General features: G+C 64.1%; 12 protein-coding genes. All 12 read right to left on the minus strand.

All coding sequences use genetic code 11. The features are described 5' to 3' along the window. Window positions 1-96: 96 nt before the first annotated feature. Window positions 97-1,227: a UDP-N-acetylglucosamine--N-acetylmuramyl-(pentapeptide) pyrophosphoryl-undecaprenol N-acetylglucosamine transferase gene (locus FY258_RS04880; protein ID WP_118103606.1), complete on the minus strand. Its 1,131-nt coding sequence runs from the start codon at window positions 1,225-1,227 to the stop codon at window positions 97-99. After that, a complete protein-coding gene (gene ftsW / locus FY258_RS04885) occupies window positions 1,217-2,923 on the minus strand; it encodes a putative lipid II flippase FtsW (protein WP_118103608.1) in 1,707 nt (568 codons plus the stop codon). The genes FY258_RS04880 and ftsW overlap by 11 nt, the downstream gene beginning before the upstream one ends. 5 nt (window positions 2,924-2,928) lie before the next feature. Continuing rightward, on the minus strand, window positions 2,929-4,335 hold the full coding sequence (gene murD, locus FY258_RS04890) for a UDP-N-acetylmuramoyl-L-alanine--D-glutamate ligase (protein WP_118103610.1): 1,407 nt from the start codon (window positions 4,333-4,335) through the stop codon (window positions 2,929-2,931). 8 nt (window positions 4,336-4,343) lie between these two features. Further along, the gene (gene mraY, locus FY258_RS04895; RefSeq protein WP_118103612.1) at window positions 4,344-5,375 is read right to left on the minus strand and encodes a phospho-N-acetylmuramoyl-pentapeptide-transferase; all 1,032 of its coding nucleotides are present in this window, start codon (window positions 5,373-5,375) and stop codon (window positions 4,344-4,346) included. Beyond that, window positions 5,365-6,813, minus strand: a complete 1,449-nt coding sequence (locus FY258_RS04900) for a UDP-N-acetylmuramoyl-tripeptide--D-alanyl-D-alanine ligase (protein ID WP_118103614.1) — start codon at window positions 6,811-6,813, stop codon at window positions 5,365-5,367. The genes mraY and FY258_RS04900 overlap by 11 nt, the downstream gene beginning before the upstream one ends. An 84-nt stretch (window positions 6,814-6,897) precedes the next feature. Next, window positions 6,898-8,733 carry a peptidoglycan D,D-transpeptidase FtsI family protein gene (locus FY258_RS04905; RefSeq protein ID WP_259324447.1) on the minus strand — a complete coding sequence of 612 codons (1,836 nt, stop codon included), beginning with the start codon at window positions 8,731-8,733 and terminating at the stop codon, window positions 6,898-6,900. A gap of 15 nt (window positions 8,734-8,748) precedes the next feature. Further along, window positions 8,749-9,177, minus strand: coding sequence for a hypothetical protein (locus FY258_RS04910; RefSeq protein ID WP_118103618.1), 429 nt, complete (start codon window positions 9,175-9,177; stop codon window positions 8,749-8,751). Between the two features lie 67 nt (window positions 9,178-9,244). Then, a complete protein-coding gene (gene rsmH / locus FY258_RS04915) occupies window positions 9,245-10,222 on the minus strand; it encodes a 16S rRNA (cytosine(1402)-N(4))-methyltransferase RsmH (protein ID WP_118103620.1) in 978 nt (325 codons plus the stop codon). 15 nt (window positions 10,223-10,237) lie between these two features. Continuing rightward, window positions 10,238-10,672, minus strand: a complete 435-nt coding sequence (locus FY258_RS04920; RefSeq protein WP_006722386.1) for a division/cell wall cluster transcriptional repressor MraZ — start codon at window positions 10,670-10,672, stop codon at window positions 10,238-10,240. Between the two features lie 343 nt (window positions 10,673-11,015). Beyond that, window positions 11,016-11,921: a site-specific tyrosine recombinase XerD gene (xerD, locus tag FY258_RS04925; protein ID WP_118103622.1), complete on the minus strand. Its 906-nt coding sequence runs from the start codon at window positions 11,919-11,921 to the stop codon at window positions 11,016-11,018. A 110-nt stretch (window positions 11,922-12,031) separates the two neighbouring features. Beyond that, a complete protein-coding gene (locus FY258_RS04930) occupies window positions 12,032-13,513 on the minus strand; it encodes a DUF1846 domain-containing protein (RefSeq protein ID WP_118103623.1) in 1,482 nt (493 codons plus the stop codon). Window positions 13,514-13,697: 184 nt separating this feature from the next. Beyond that, window positions 13,698-14,822 carry an aminotransferase gene (locus tag FY258_RS04935; protein ID WP_118103625.1) on the minus strand — a complete coding sequence of 375 codons (1,125 nt, stop codon included), beginning with the start codon at window positions 14,820-14,822 and terminating at the stop codon, window positions 13,698-13,700. Window positions 14,823-14,927 lie beyond the last annotated feature (105 nt).

Consider the following 14,927-nt stretch of genomic DNA (forward strand, 5'->3'; position numbering starts at 1 on the left):
AAGTATACGCCATCGCCGGCGCACCCGTAGACGGATGCGCACGGTCACAATCCCTTCGCGGGTGAATCCAGATGAAGTAAAGCGCGATTGTCGCGCCTACGCGATCCCCTCGAGGAGGTCGGCAAGCGTGGCGGCCGCCTTATCCTGCGCCAACCCGCGTGCGGCCTCGCGCATGGAGGCACGGTGCGGCGCATCCCCCAGCAACCCGAGCAGCTCGTCGCGAAAGGCGTCGCCGTCGATATCATCGTCGGAGAACTTGACCGCGGCGCCGGCATCGGTCAGCAAGCGGGCGTTGGTGGTCTGATGATCAGCCGTCGCAAGCGGATACGGGACCAGAATGGACGGAACCGCGAGCGCGGCGATCTCGGCCACCGACGACGCGCCGGCGCGCGAGACCACGAGGTCGGCGGCGGCGAGGGTGTCGCCCATATCGTCGATGTAGGGCATCACGCGCCACCGAGAGGCCTCGGCGTCGGTGAGGTCGAGAGCCTGAAGCGTCTCGTCGTAGCCATTCTTCCCGGTGGAGTGGACCACATGCAACCCCTCGATGGCGAGCAGCTCGCGCTTAAGGGAAGCCAGGCGCTCGTTGACGTGGCGCGCGCCGAGGGAACCGCCGAATACCAGCAGAACCGTGGCGTCTTGCGGGATGCCGAGCGCGACGCGGCCGCGAGATCGGTCGCCCTCGAGCACGCTCGAGCGGACGGGATTGCCGGTAAAGACCACTTCGGAGGAACGTCCGGCGCAGGAGCGCATGACGTCCTCGGCCGCGGGCTGCCCCAGCGCTATGAGGCGCGCGGACTTGGCCGTGCGCTTGTTCGCGAGACCCGGCACGGAGTTCTGCTCGTGCAAGGCAATCGGAATCCCCAGCTTCGCGGCGGCGCGCATAAGGGGAAGCTCGAGGTAAGCACCGAATCCGATGGCGACATCGGGCATGGGAAGCTCGCCCGAGCCGAACTCCTCGATCAAGCGGTGCTCCTCATGTGACAAATGCACGAGCGCGGTCACGAGCGTCCAGGGACGGCGACGGTCGAAGCCGGTGACGTGGACGGGATGGAACGGGAAGCCCTCCTTGGGCACGAGCGTGCCCTCCAAGCGGCGGCTCTCTCCGAAGAAATGGACCTCATGCCCCCGGTCGCGGAGCTCGTCGGCAAGGGCCAATGCCGGATTGACGTGGCCCGCGGTACCGCCCGCGGCAATGGCGACGGTGAGTTGACGTTTATCGGTCATAACGACCCCTTTCCCGATCGTTCATCCCCCTGGGCGGGCGCTCGTCACCCGAGCGGCGCGGGGCATTTCCGCCCGTGACACCGCGATAATCGACTCGCGGGCGATCCTGGCGGGGACGAAGGCGCTCCCCGGCATCCGACCCAAGGTCGATACGGCCGTAACCGCCCGCGGTACCGCGCGACTCCCGGCGGGTCGGCGACGCCTCACCGCGGCCCTGCCGGCCGCCGTCGTAGACGCTCAGCGCCGATCGACTCGAAGCGGCGCGGTCCACACGAGGAGCCGACCCGTCGCGGCGGGTCGAGCGGGCGCGGGCCTCGCCGGCGGTACTGCGACCGATATGGCCCGACACATCGTCACCGCAGCCCGCGGAACGGCGCGCAGATGCTCGGGCGGGACGCTCCCCCATCACGGCCATGCCGGAACGGCGACGATCGGCCGCGGTCTCGACGTTGCTCTCGACCGAAACGCGGAATATCAGTGCAGCGAGCACGAGGGAAGCGATGATTGACGAGCCGCCGTAGCTCACGAACGGCAGCGGCTTGCCGGTCATGGGCATGACGCCCAAGATACCGAAGACGTTGATGAGGAACTGCACGGCGAGGATGATCGTGCAGCCGCTCGCCAGCAGCTGCGCGTGAAGCGTCGGCGCCTCGCGGCAGATGTAGAACGCGGCGATGATCATGGAGACAAACACCAAGACGAAGATGGCGGTCCCCACAAAACCGAGCTCCTCACCGATGATGGCGAGGATGTAGTCGTTGTGGGCCTCGGGCAGGTAGTGGTACTTCATCGTCGAGTTGCCGATGCCACGGCCGAACAGGCCGCCCGAGGCGAAGGCCATGATAGCCAGCGTCGCCTGATAGCCGGTGTCGTACGGGTCGCTCCACGGGTCCAAGAAGGCGAGGAAGCGCTTGGCACGATACGGCGAGGTGACGATGGCGGCGGCGCCGAGCACGAATGCAGCGACGGTGACGAATGCGACCACGCGCCAGGGAAGCCCGCACAGGATCGCGATGGCGAACACCGTCAGAGCGATGATGATCGTGGTACCCAGATCGGGCTCCTTGAAGATCAAGAACAGCGGGAACGGGAGCATGATGAGCATCTGGATGAGGAACGCACGGGTGTCGATGGTGCCGTCCTCGAAGTAATCGGCAAAGATCTTGGCAGTCAAGACGATGATCACCGGTTTGGCGACCTCGGCGGGCTGCAGGTTGAAGAATCCGAGGTCGATCCAGCGCGAAGCGCCCCACTCCTCGGCGCCCTGGCCGACGAAAAGCACCGCGATGAGCAGCACGAGCACTCCGAACCACACACCCCAGACGAGCTTAGATCGAAAGAGCGGCCACGGCAGCAACCTACTGCCGATCATGGCAAACAGCACGAAGCCGATGAACATGAAGATCGCCTGGCGGTACAGGAAGAACCACGAGCTGCCGTTCTCCTGCAGGGACTCGACGGAAGATGCCGAGTAGATCATGAGCAAGCCGAACATGCAAATGGCGATGAGGCAGGACAGGAAGACCAAGCGGGGGCGCATGATGCGGGCGGGAACACCCGCGATGTACTTCTCGCCCCAGTCGGAATGGCTCGTCGCCGTGGCACGGCGGCGGGCCTTGGGGCGAGCTGCCGAACGCGCGCCGGCAGACGGGGCCTCGGACTCGGCTGCGTTTTCCTTTGTTTTAGAGAACCACACGATTCCTAGGCCTCCGCCTCGGACAGGGCGGCCAGATCGGCCACATACGAACGAAATGCCTCGCCGCGCTCCTCAAAGCCGGAGAACTCGTCAAACGACGCGCAGGCGGGCGAAAGCAGGACCGTGTCGCCGCGCTGCGCGAGCGAGCGAGCCACATCGACAGCATCGCGCAGGTCCTCGGCCTCGGCGATATCGATGTCCGCCGCGCCGGGGGCATCCATGAGGGCCGTGCGCAGACGCTCGCGCGCCTCGCCAAAGCAGACCACGCAGGCGGTCCGGGAGGCGACCTCTGCCATGAACTCCTCAAGCGGCGTCCCCTTATCGGAGCCGCCCAGAAGCAGGACGATGCGCTCGCCGTCAAAGGCGGCGAGGGCGGTGAGGACCGCGTCGGTGTTCGTGGCTTTGGAATCGTTCACATATCGCACGCCGTCGACCGTGTCGACGGGCTCAAGTCGATGCGGAAGGGGCTTGAACTCCCTAAGACCGGAGCAAACGCCCGCAACGGAGGCGCCACACGCAAGCGCCGCGGAGGACGCCGCCAACGCGTTGAGGACGTTATGGGCGCCCACAATACGCAGCTCGTCAACGCGCACAAGCGCATGCTCCTCGCCCGCCATGCGAACCGTGAGCACGCCGTCGCGCACGAACGCGGCGTCTGCGGCGCCGTCGTCGGCCAACCCGAGATGCAAAACACGACGCCCGGCATCGTAGATACGGTCGAGATACGGTGCAAGACCCTCGTCCTCGACGTTGACGATGGCGATATCGCCGTCATCCATGTTTTTGAACATGCGGATTTTCGCCAGGGCGTAGTTCTCATGCGAACGGTGCCAGGCGAGATGATCGGGCGAGAGATTCAAAAGCACGGCGGCACGCGGATGGAACGCCTCGGTCGTGGCGAGCTGATAGCTGGAGAGCTCGGCGACGAACCACTCTCCCTCCTCGCGCCGATCAACCTCGTGGATGGGAGCGTTGCCGATGTTGCCGACCGCGACGCTGTCGAGCCCCGAGGCGCGCAGCAGATCGTTAGTCAAACTCGTGACCGTCGTCTTACCGTTGGTGCCGGTGATCGCGCACCAGCGTTCGGGCGACAGCAGCCATGCGAACTCGGGCTCGCCCATGATCTGGGAGCTGGCGGCACGCGCACTGCGGAAAAACTCACCGAACTCGGATATCCCCGGGCTCGCGACGCAGATATCGAACGTGCCGGCAACCTCCTCGGTGCCGTAGACGAAAGCGACGCCGGCCGCCTCGAGAGCGGCCGTGCGCTCGGTGGGGGCCGAAGAAACCCCGCCATACACGGTGACGGACGTCACACGCTCACCAAGATGAGACGCAGCCCACGAGGCGAGCTCGAGACCCGTGCCGCCCTGTCCGAGAACGAGCAGCGTGAATTGTTGCGGCAGGGGCATAGGTGTTCCTAACCAAGCTGGAAGAAGAGCGCGAGGCCGAGGGCGCCGCACGCAGCGGACACGATCCAGAAGCGGATGACGACCTTCGTCTCCGCCCAACCCTTCTTCTCGAAGTGATGATGGATGGGGGCCATGAGGAAGACGCGCTTGCCCGTGGCCTTGAAGCTGATGACCTGAATCATCACGGAGAGGGTCTCGGCGATGAACAGGGCGCCCACGACGAGCGAGACGACCTCGGTATTCGTAAGCACGGCGACGGCGGCCAGGGCACCGCCCAGGGCAAGGGAGCCGGTGTCGCCCATGAAGATCTGGGCGGGGTAGGCGTTGTACCACAGAAAGCCGATGCAGCCGCCGGCGCAGGCCGCGCAGAAGATGGCGAGATTGACATCACCGCGCAGGAATCCGATGGCGGCCATGACGAGCATGGCCATCATGACCGTGCCGCCGGCGAGACCGTCGAGGCCGTCCGTGAGGTTGACGGCATTGGACATGCCGGCAAGCAGCAAGAACACAAAGATGAGATAGAGCCACGGAATCTGAATGACCATATCGCCGAAGGTGAACGTCGAGGTGAGCACGCCCAAGTCGATGGCAAAGCCGCCGGGGAAGCGAATCGCCGCGTCGACATCGCAGAAGTTGACCGCGATGACGAAGAACACGAGCACGATGGCGGTAAGGCCGATCATCTTGCCCGTGGGCGTCAGGCCGAGCGAACGCTTCTGCACGACCTTGGTCACGTCGTCGAACAGGCCCAGGGCGCCGGTGGCGAGCATCGCGCCGATGGCCAGCAAAAGCTCGGTCGTGGGCTTGGCCATGATCAGGCAGGTCAGGCACACGGCCAAGAGGATGATGACACCGCCCATGGTGGGGGTGCCGGCCTTCACGAGATGCGACTGCGGACCGTCGGCACGGATTTGCTGGCCGATGCCGTCGATCTTGAGCAGGCGAATCCACAGGGGCATGACGAGCCCCGCGATGAGCGCGGAGACGAGAATGGCAAGGAACACCTGATAGGTGGGATAGGCAGGGTTACCGAGCATCGGCACACACCTCTTCCACGAAACGATCGAGCCCGACGAAGCGCGAGCCCTTCACCAATACGAGATCGCGTTCGCCAATGACGCCCGCATAACGCCTGATCAGCGCATCGCAGGAGGGAACGACCTGGACATCACCTTCATCGAGCCCCATGAGACGCGCCGCGTCCGCCATCACCCGGGCGTTTTCGCCGCCCACGCAGATCAGCATCGACGGACGCTTGGCCGCGGCATAGGCGCCGACGAGCGCGTGGAGGCGCTCGGCGTCATCGCCCAACTCCCCCATCTCGCCGAGAACGGCGATACGCGAACCCGTGCAGGGCAGCGTCGAGAACAGGTTGAGGCCGGCGGCCATGGACTCGGGGCTGGCGTTGTACGAGTCGTCGATCACGCGAGCACCGCACGCCGCATGACGCACCTGGGTGCGGCGACCGGTCATCTGGAGCTCGCCAAAAGCCTCGTCGATCTCAAAGCCGGGCACACCGAGACGATGGGCGACCGCAGCGGCGAACAGCGCGTTGGGAACGGACTGCGCACCGGGAACGGAAAGACGCGTCTTGAAACACGAGCCGTCCTCGAACGTGAGGTCGAAAACGGGGCAACCGTCCTCGTCCAGCTCGATGTGCGTCGCGCAGACATCATCGTCAGTCGAAGTGCCGGCAAGCACCACGTCGAGGCCGGCGGGACGGGCGAAGTTCTCGATGATGAACGGCGTGAAGTCGTCCTCACCATGCAGGACGAGGGCGGAGTGGTTGCCCTCGAAGTTCTCGGCGCTGGCGGGCATGCCGGACACGATCTCGGCCTTGGCGCGCGCTATGCCCTCGCGGCTGCCGAGCATGCCGATGTGGGAAGTGCCGACCTTGGTGATGATGCCGAAGGTGGGTTGGGCGCATCGAGACAGGCGCTCGATCTCGCCAAAATCACTCATGCCCATCTCGAGCACGAGCATCTGCGTGTCCGCGGGAGCGGACAGGATGGTAAGGGGCAGTCCGATGAGGCTGTTGAAATTGCCGGCCGTGGCATGCACGCGATAGCGCTTGGCGAGGCATGCGGCGAGCACGTCCTTGGTCGTTGTCTTGCCGATCGAGCCCGTGATACCGATGACCGTGCAGCGCAGGCGCGCACGATAACCCTGGGCCAAGCGCAGGAGGAACTCGGTCGGATCGTCGGCGACGAGGATGGAAGAACCGTGCTCGAGCGCAAGGTCGACGAGCTCACGCGTGGGCTCGCACGTCATGACGACCGCGCCCGCACCGGCCTCGATGGCCGCAGGTGCGAACGCGTTGCCGTCGACGCGCTCACCGGGGAACGCGACGAACACGGCGTCGGGGGTAACCGCGCGCGAATCGATCTCGACACCGCGGCAAACCCGATCCGGATCGCCCGCCACAAAACGGGCACCCGTGGTGCTTTGAAGGTACTTGACTGCAATCTCCACCATGGGTGGCAACCTTTCTGAAGCGCTTACCGTGCAACCTGGTATGGTACCGCGCCGTCCGCGCCAGGTGGTGCAGGGCGTGTGAACCTATCGGGTCGGCTTGATTCCAAGGGCGGGCAGGGCCTCCTCCATGACCTTGCGGAACACCGGCGTGGCCGCATAGGACATGGCCGCCGTGCCGTCGAGAGTCACGTAGCACAGGACGCGCGGATCCTTGGTCGAGACAAATCCCATGAACGAAGCCATGTTGTTGCCCTCCTCGTATCCACCGTCCTTGCCGGCGCGCTCGGCGGTACCGGTCTTGCCTGATACCTCATAACCGGGCATCTGGGCATCCACGCCCGTGCCCTCGTCCACGACGGTCAGCATCATGTCTGCGACGCTGGCGGCCGTTTCTTCGGAGAGGACGCGGTGCTCGCCGTCGGTCCAGTCGACCTCCTCGCCCGCACGGGTCTTGAGGAAATGCGGTGTCGTCATAACGCCCTTGTTGGCGATCGCGCTCATCGCACGGACCATCTGAACGGGTTCGACGGCCAGCGACTGGCCAAACGACATGGAACCCAGCGACGCGCCGTCGTATTCCGAGCGCTTCTTGATGATGCCGAGCGATTCGCCCGGGAAATCGATGCCCGTGGACTTGCCGAATTGGAACCCGTCGATGACATGCTCCGAAAACGCATCGGCGCCGAGCTTCTCGCCCACCAGGACCATACCGGTGTTGGATGAGCGGCGCAGGATCTCGCGCAGGCTCATCGTCATAGCCGCGCCGCGTTTATCGACATCGCGAACGATATCGCTACCGACAAGGACCTCGGCGGGGACATCGAACGTCGTGTTGGGCGTCAGCCCCTTGTGCTCGATGGCCGCGGCGGAGACAAAGGTCTTGAAGACCGATCCGGGCTCGTAGACGTCGGTCACGACGCGCAGGTTCATAGAAGCGTTGGAAGCGGACGCCAGATCCGTAGGGTCGTAGGTCGGATAGGAGCACGCGGCGATGATCTCGCCAGTCGTGGGGTCCGTCACAATGACCGACCCGTACGCGGCTCCCACGCGCTCGACCGTCTCTGCGATGGCGTCCTCGGCGACTCGCTGCACGTTTGCGTCGATGCCGAGCACGATGTCCATGCCGTCTTGGGCCGGGACCTTCTCGTACGCACCACCGGCGATAAACGAGCCGTCGCGGGCGCGCTCGCGCATGAGCGAGCCGTTCACACCCGTCAACACTTCGTTGTACTGCTTCTCGAGGCCCGTGATGCCCTCGTTGTCGACGTTCACGACGCCGAGCACCTGGGAGGCGAGACTGCCGTTGGGATACACGCGCTTGATCGCCGGCTCGAATTCGATACCCGCGATGCCCTTCTTGGCAAGGAGCTCCGCATCCTCCTCATCGACCTGGCGCTTAACGTACACGAAGGTGCCCTCGCGATCGACGAGGTCCTCGACCACGTCCTCATCCATGCCCAACACGTCGACGAGGGCGTCGATCGCGCGGCGGCGCTGCTTCTTCTTGATGAGCGACGGGTTCACATACACGTTCTTGCATTCGATGCTCGACACCAACACCGTACCGTTGCGGTCGTAGATCGTGCCGCGCTTCGCGTAGAGGGTCTGGCTTGAAACGCGACGAGCATTTGCCTGCTCGCGATACCAATCGGTGTTGAGGACCTGTATCTCGGAGAGACGTGCGAGAACGATCGCCGAGGCGGCGAGGAAGCCGCCGGCCAGCAAGCCATGGCGGGAGACGAGCTCTGTTGAGAGCCTGCTGGAAGGCGCGTCGGCACCGCGGCGCTCGGAGGCGCGACTCGAGGTGGCACGGCGCGTCCGGCCGCCCTGCGGGGACCTACGCGCATCACGCGATGAACCGCCCCTGGCAGGGCGGCCCGTGCGGCCGGAGCCGCGTCCGTTGTATCTATCTTGGGGCATGGGTGCTCTCGCCTACTACTGTGCCGCCGCGTCTACGTACTCGGTGAAATCGAGGGTAACGCCACCCTCTGCCGCAACCATGCCGTACCCCTCCGCAAGATCGCGGATGCGCGTGGAGGAGCCGTACACGGAGCGCATGACCTCGAGATCGGAGCTCTCCTCCTGCGCGGTGGTGAGATTGTTCGAAAGGGTCGCGGCGCTGTTGAGCGAAGCGGCGGTGAAACCCGCCACGGTGACGCGGAACAGGCCGAGGACGACGAAAACCGTCATGAGCACGGCGAACACCTTCACGCAGTGGGTGAACTGGGGGCTGACGTCCTGGCTCGCCTGGCGGCCAGCGCCATGGACGACGTCGAGGCTCGGACGGGAGGGCGCGACGGGCGCCGAGTACGCCTCGGACCGCATATCATAGGCATATGCTGCGTTTGAGGTGTGGTAACCCATGATATGCGGCCCTCCTTAAGGCGAAGATAACAAATGACATGCGCCGGGGCCGTGAAGCGCGGTCGAGCTACAAACGCTCGGCGCAGCGGATCTTGGCCGATCTGGCGCGGGGGTTGCGCTCGACCTCTTCGGCCGTGGCAACCAGGGGTTTGCGGGTGGTGACCTTGACTATCGGCACGTTTCCGCACACGCACACCGGGATGTCCGGCGGGCAGGTGCAACCCTTCGAAAGCTCCTGGAACAGGCGCTTCACGATGCGGTCCTCCAGCGAATGGTAGGAGATGACGCAGACGCGGCCACCGGGGTTCAGCCAGCGGATCGCGGCCTCGAGGCCACGCTCGAGGACATCGAGCTCATGGTTGACCTCGATGCGGATTGCCTGGAAGCTGCGCTTTGCCGGATGGCCTCCGTGCCTGCGGGCAGCCGCCGGGATACCGGCCTTGATGGCATCGACGAAATCTCCCGTGGAGACGAGCGGGCTCTCCTGCCTGCGGCGCACAACCTCGCGCGCGATCTGGCGGGCGAACTTCTCCTCTCCATAGATGCGGAGAATCCGGGCGAGGTCGGCTTCGGTATAGGTGTTCAAGACCTCAGCTGCGTTTAGGGTGTTGGTTCCCGGATCCATACGCATGTCGAGCGGGGCGTCCTCGTTGTACGAGAAACCCCTACCAGGGATATCGAGTTGCGGGCTCGAGACGCCCAGGTCGAAGAGGAATCCATCGACGCCCGGTACCTGCGCCGAGCACAGGAGCTCATCCAAGTCCCCAAAGTTGCCCTTCAGGAGCTTGTGCGGCGTATCAGGGGCTTCAGTGTCAAGCCGCTTCCCCGCTGCCGCGAGCGCCATGTCATCCTGATCGACACCGAGCAGCAGACCTTCCGAGCCCACGCGCTCGGCCATCCTGACGGAATGGCCGGCGCCGCCGAGCGTGCAATCGCACACGACCGAGCCGGGCTTGAGCTGAAGCTGCTCGAGCACTTCTTGGAGCATGACGGGTTCATGCCGATATTCAGGTGTCAACGTACCTGCTGCCTTGTTCGCGTCCATGTGGGGGCGTCTCCTTTAGTCGAAGAAGTCCGCGAGGATGTCCTCGGTCTCGGCCTGACGTGCCGCGTAGGTCTCGCGATCCCAGATCACCAGACGGTCATCGCTGCCGACGACCGTGACCTCGCGATCGAGGTGCGCCTTCTTACGGGCGGCTTCGGGAAGGCTGATGCGGGCGGCGGAGTCTATTTCGAGTGTGATTGCCGCACCGTACAGAGCCTCCTTGACCATGCGATGAGAGCGGTTGGTGGGATCGAACCCGCCCTTCGCCTCAAACACGGAGTCAAGCCAAACCTTGAACGTGTCCTCAGTGAACACGTACAGGGCGTCGACTTCCTTTTCAGGGGCAGGAAGGACGCGCACATGCTCCTCAAGCTGCTTTTTAAAGGCGGGCGGCAGTGACAAACGTCCCTTCGCATCGAGATTTCGATCGTAGGTACCGTTGAAATACACTGGCGCGCACCCCCTTAGGCTTACTCATGGGCATATGCGGGAGCCACCCCGCCGTCGACGCTTTCAATTCTATGGGGCCTACTCCCCTTTCGCAACACTTTTTCCCACTTTCTCCCCCACACTCCCCCACTATCCCCCACAGACCCCAAACGAGGCAGCGAACAGGTGTTGCCCCGAACACAAGATATTGTGTTTTGACTGAAATGCGGCACCACTACTCGATGCCGTTTCCCCAGGTTAAACCTTCTAGTTGAGGTTGAAGCGATTTTTAAGTTGTGCCCGACTTGTGGTCGCAGCTTCCCACCGAGCCCTCGGCGGCGAAGGTGCGAGACGCCTCCCGATCCTAGGCGCGCGGATGCGCCGCCAGATAGACCTCACGCAGCTGCGTGCGGTCGACATGGGTGTAAATCTGCGTCGTGGCGATATCCGCATGCCCCAAGATCTCCTGCAGGGCACGCAGGTCCGCCCCGCCCGCGAGCATATGCGTTGCGAAGGAGTGGCGAAGGGTGTGCGGATGCAGCCCCTCGATCCCGACCACACGGCCGTAACGCTCGCAAATCGCATGGACGCTTTGACGCGAAAGGCGCGTGCCCCGCATATTCAAGAACACCGCGGCCGACGCCGAAGCCGATCGCGCATGGGAGAACAGCTCAGAGCGCGCCTCGGCGAGATAGGTGCCGAGAACCCGCCGTGCCGTACCCACAAGCGGGACCAAGCGTTCCTTGGAGCCCTTGCCCATCACGCGCACGAATCCCTCATCCAGGTAGACCTCGTTCACATCCAGGCCGCACAGCTCGCTGGCGCGCAGGCCGCATCCATACAGCACCTCGAGCACCGCACGGTCCCTCATGCCGGCGGCCGTTGCGGGAAAAACCTGGTCGAGCAAGCGCTCGGCAGCCTCGATTGAAATCACATCGGGCAGATGGTCGCCCATTTTGGGAACGCGCAGCGTGGCCGTGGGATTGACCGAAGAGAGACCTTCGCGAACCATGAACCGGTGAAACCCCTTGACGGCGGAAAGCGCTCGGTTCACCGATGCATCCGCGGCGTGGTCGGCGCGCTTGGCGGCCACGAAATCCTCCACATCGCGGCACATCACATCATCCGGGCGGCGCGTTCCGCGCTCTCCAAGAAAGGCAAGATAGGCTCTGAGGTCGCGCTCGTACGCCGCAATGGTATTGGCGGCCAAATTGCGCTCGACCGCCAGGTGATTCAAATATTCGCCTCGACAGCGCTCAAGCTCGGTCACGCCTCCCCGCCTCCTTTCGACTCGACCATTGTAAAACGCCCGCCGGTCCTCGACACCCTACTCGGAGTCGCGGACCGGCGGGCGGTCAAGACACATGTATACGAACGGGCCTACCGATGGTAATACCCACTGCGCTCGAACTTGGGCTCGCAGCACACGTTGATGCCGAGCTTTTTGAAAAGCGCCTCATCGGAGCTGGAGATGATCACCGAGAAGAAGGCATCGCAACCGCGCAGCTTGGGCAGGCCGGCGAGCACGCGCTCGGCGATCTCGCTGGACGCGGAGGTGATGGACAGGGCGATCAGCGTCTCCTCGGGGTGCAGGCGGGGGTTGGCACTGCCGAGCTGGCTGGTCTTGAGGCGGCTGATGGGCTCGATAGCATCGTTGGAGATGACCTCGAGCTCCATGTCAACGCCGGTCACGGCTTTGAGCGCGTTCATCATGAGTGAGCTCGCCGCCCCCAGACGCGTGGAGGTCTTGCCCGTGACCACGGAACCGTCGGGCAGGACCATGGCGCCGGCGGGCGCGCCGGTGGTCTGCTCCTTGAGCAGCGCGGCGGAACGGGCCGGGGACTGGTCCTTGGTCACGCCCACCTTCTGCATGATGGCCTTGAGCTTGTCTACCTGCTCCTGACCGCAGCCGGTGCGCTTGACATCGGATGCGGCTGCGAAATAACGACGCACGATCTCCATGCGTGCGGCCTCGCGGCAGGCCTCGTCGTCGCAAATGGCGTAACCGACCATGTTGACGCCCATGTCGGTGGGGCTCTGATACGGACTCTCGCCCAAAATCTTCTCCATCAGGGCCTTGACCACGGGGAACGCCTCGACATCGCGATTGTAGTTGACCGTGGTGACGCCATGCGCCTCGAGGTGGAACGGATCGATGATGTTCGCGTCGTCCAAATCGACCGTGGCGGCCTCGTAGGCGATGTTGACGGGATGGTTGAGCGAGAGGTTCCACACGGGGAAGGTCTCGAACTTGGCATAACCGGCGGCAACGCCGCGCTTGTGCTCGTGGTAGAGCTGGGACAGGCAGGTGGCGAGTTTGCCGGAACCGGGGCCGGGGGCGGTCACCACGACGAGCGGGCGCGTGGTCTCCACAAATTCGTTCTTGCCGTACCCCTCCTCGCTCACGATGAGGTCGATATCGTGCGGGTACCCCTCGATCGGGTAGTGCAGCTTGCAGGTGATGCCCAGCATGTTGAGACGACGGCGGAACTGGTCGGCCGCAGGCTGGCCCGAGTACTGGGTCAGCACGACTGCGCCCACAAGGAAACCGCTGGACCGGAAGATGTCGGCCAGGCGCAGGACATCCTCGTCGTAGGTGATGCCGAGGTCGCCGCGGGCCTTGTTCTTCTCGATATGGTTCGCGTTGATGGTGATGATGATCTCGACGTCGTCCGCAAGGCTCTTGAGCATGCGGAACTTGCTGTCGGGCTCGAAGCCGGGCAGCACGCGGCTTGCATGGAAATCGTCGAACAGCTTGCCGCCGAACTCGAGGTAGAGCTTGCCGCCGAACTGGGCGATGCGTTCCTTGATGTGCTCGGCCTGGCTGGCGATGTACGTATCGTTATCGAAACCCTGGCGCATGCGGCGGCTCCCTTTTTGTCATGGCGGTACCGAAACAGTCTAGCCGAGATTCGCGCGCATGCGGGGGCGGTCAGGGTTTCTTCACGCAAACGGCCCCGGCCGCGCGGTCTCATACACACGCGGCCGGGGCCGAGCACTCATATGGGGAGCGGCGCGCGAGGCACCCGCAGGGACGGCACCCTCCCTATCGATCGAACTCCGCGAGGGCCTCGCCCAACAGGTCGAGACCCGTTTTGAGCACGTCCGGCTGGGCGCAGTACCCCAAACGGGCACCACAAGGCAGCTCAAAGCGGCTGCCAGGAACAAGCAAGACGCCGCGTTCCTCGAGCAGACGCAAGCAGAACGTCTCATCGTCCTCGGGGATATCCAATCGGATGAACGATGTCGACACGCCCTTGGGGGCGACCCAGCTCACACGGGGCTGGGAATCGATCCACGCCTGAGCGATCTCGCGATTGCCGAACACGATCTCACGGTTGCGCTCGAGGATCTTGTCACGATGGCGCAGCACGTAGGTCGCGAGCGCGTCGTTGAACACGCCTCCGCAAATCATGGTGTAATCGCGATAGGTGCGAATGGCGTCCGAAACCTCGTCATCGGCGATCACCCAGCCGCAGCGGGCGGCGGGCACCGAATAGGTCTTGGACACGGAATTGGTGACGATCGCGCGATCGTACACATCGGTCATCGACTTGAATCCCTCGGTGTTCTCGAGCGGCAGATACACCTCGTCGCACAGGACGTAGGCACCCACGCTGTCGGCGATTTCCGCAATCTGCTCGAGCATCTTGGCGTCGAGCACCGCGCCCACCGGATTGGAGGCGTTGTTGATGCAGATGAGACGCGTGTTGGGGCGGACCAGCCCGTGCAGCTCGTCGATGTCGGGCATCCAGCCGAGCTCTTCGTGAATCTGCCAATACTCGACCTCGGCGCCAAGCGTACGCGGGATCTCGTAAAGCGGGGCGTAGGTGGGCCATTCGGCGATCACATGGTCGCCGGGACGCACCACCGCCATGAGCGCGTTCAAGTTCGCACCGGTGCATCCGTTCGTCTGAAGGATGTTCCGATGATCGACCTTGCGGTCATAGAGCTTGGCGACCTCGTCCTTGAACTCGGGCGAGCCCTCGATCCAACCGTAATTCATCTTCTGCGCATCGAGCATCTCGTAAAACGAGGCACCCTCCTGACCGTCGAGCGCGCGCAGCTCTCCCATGGTGAGCGACGAGATGGTCGACTGGGCGATATCCCAAGTCGCATCCATCTCGTGGACGTTCAGCCAATCCTCGACTCCGATAACCGGAATGTCCATAGCAGGCTCCTTTTTTCTCAACTCATGAACCTATGCACCCATACGGGCCCGTACCGCCGCCGTCGACGGCGCAGTCGGGGCGTCGACGCAAGAGTGCATCCGCCC

Origin of the sequence: Collinsella intestinalis (assembly GCF_902364775.2) — a bacterium.
Classification (GTDB): domain Bacteria; phylum Actinomycetota; class Coriobacteriia; order Coriobacteriales; family Coriobacteriaceae; genus Collinsella.

Excerpts from the sequence above, each read along its gene's own strand:
- FY258_RS04910 (WP_118103618.1), bottom strand. The coding sequence starts at position 9,177 with ATGGGTTACCACACCTCAAACGCAGCATATGCCTATGATATGCGGTCC.
- murD (WP_118103610.1), bottom strand. The coding sequence starts at position 4,335 with ATGCCCCTGCCGCAACAATTCACGCTGCTCGTTCTCGGACAGGGCGGC.
- rsmH (WP_118103620.1), bottom strand. The coding sequence starts at position 10,222 with ATGGACGCGAACAAGGCAGCAGGTACGTTGACACCTGAATATCGGCAT.
- FY258_RS04900 (WP_118103614.1), bottom strand. The coding sequence starts at position 6,813 with ATGGTGGAGATTGCAGTCAAGTACCTTCAAAGCACCACGGGTGCCCGT.
- FY258_RS04930 (WP_118103623.1), bottom strand. The coding sequence starts at position 13,513 with ATGCGCCAGGGTTTCGATAACGATACGTACATCGCCAGCCAGGCCGAG.
- FY258_RS04905 (WP_259324447.1), bottom strand. The coding sequence starts at position 8,733 with ATGCCCCAAGATAGATACAACGGACGCGGCTCCGGCCGCACGGGCCGC.
- mraY (WP_118103612.1), bottom strand. The coding sequence starts at position 5,375 with ATGCTCGGTAACCCTGCCTATCCCACCTATCAGGTGTTCCTTGCCATT.
- FY258_RS04880 (WP_118103606.1), bottom strand. The coding sequence starts at position 1,227 with ATGACCGATAAACGTCAACTCACCGTCGCCATTGCCGCGGGCGGTACC.
- FY258_RS04935 (WP_118103625.1), bottom strand. The coding sequence starts at position 14,822 with ATGGACATTCCGGTTATCGGAGTCGAGGATTGGCTGAACGTCCACGAG.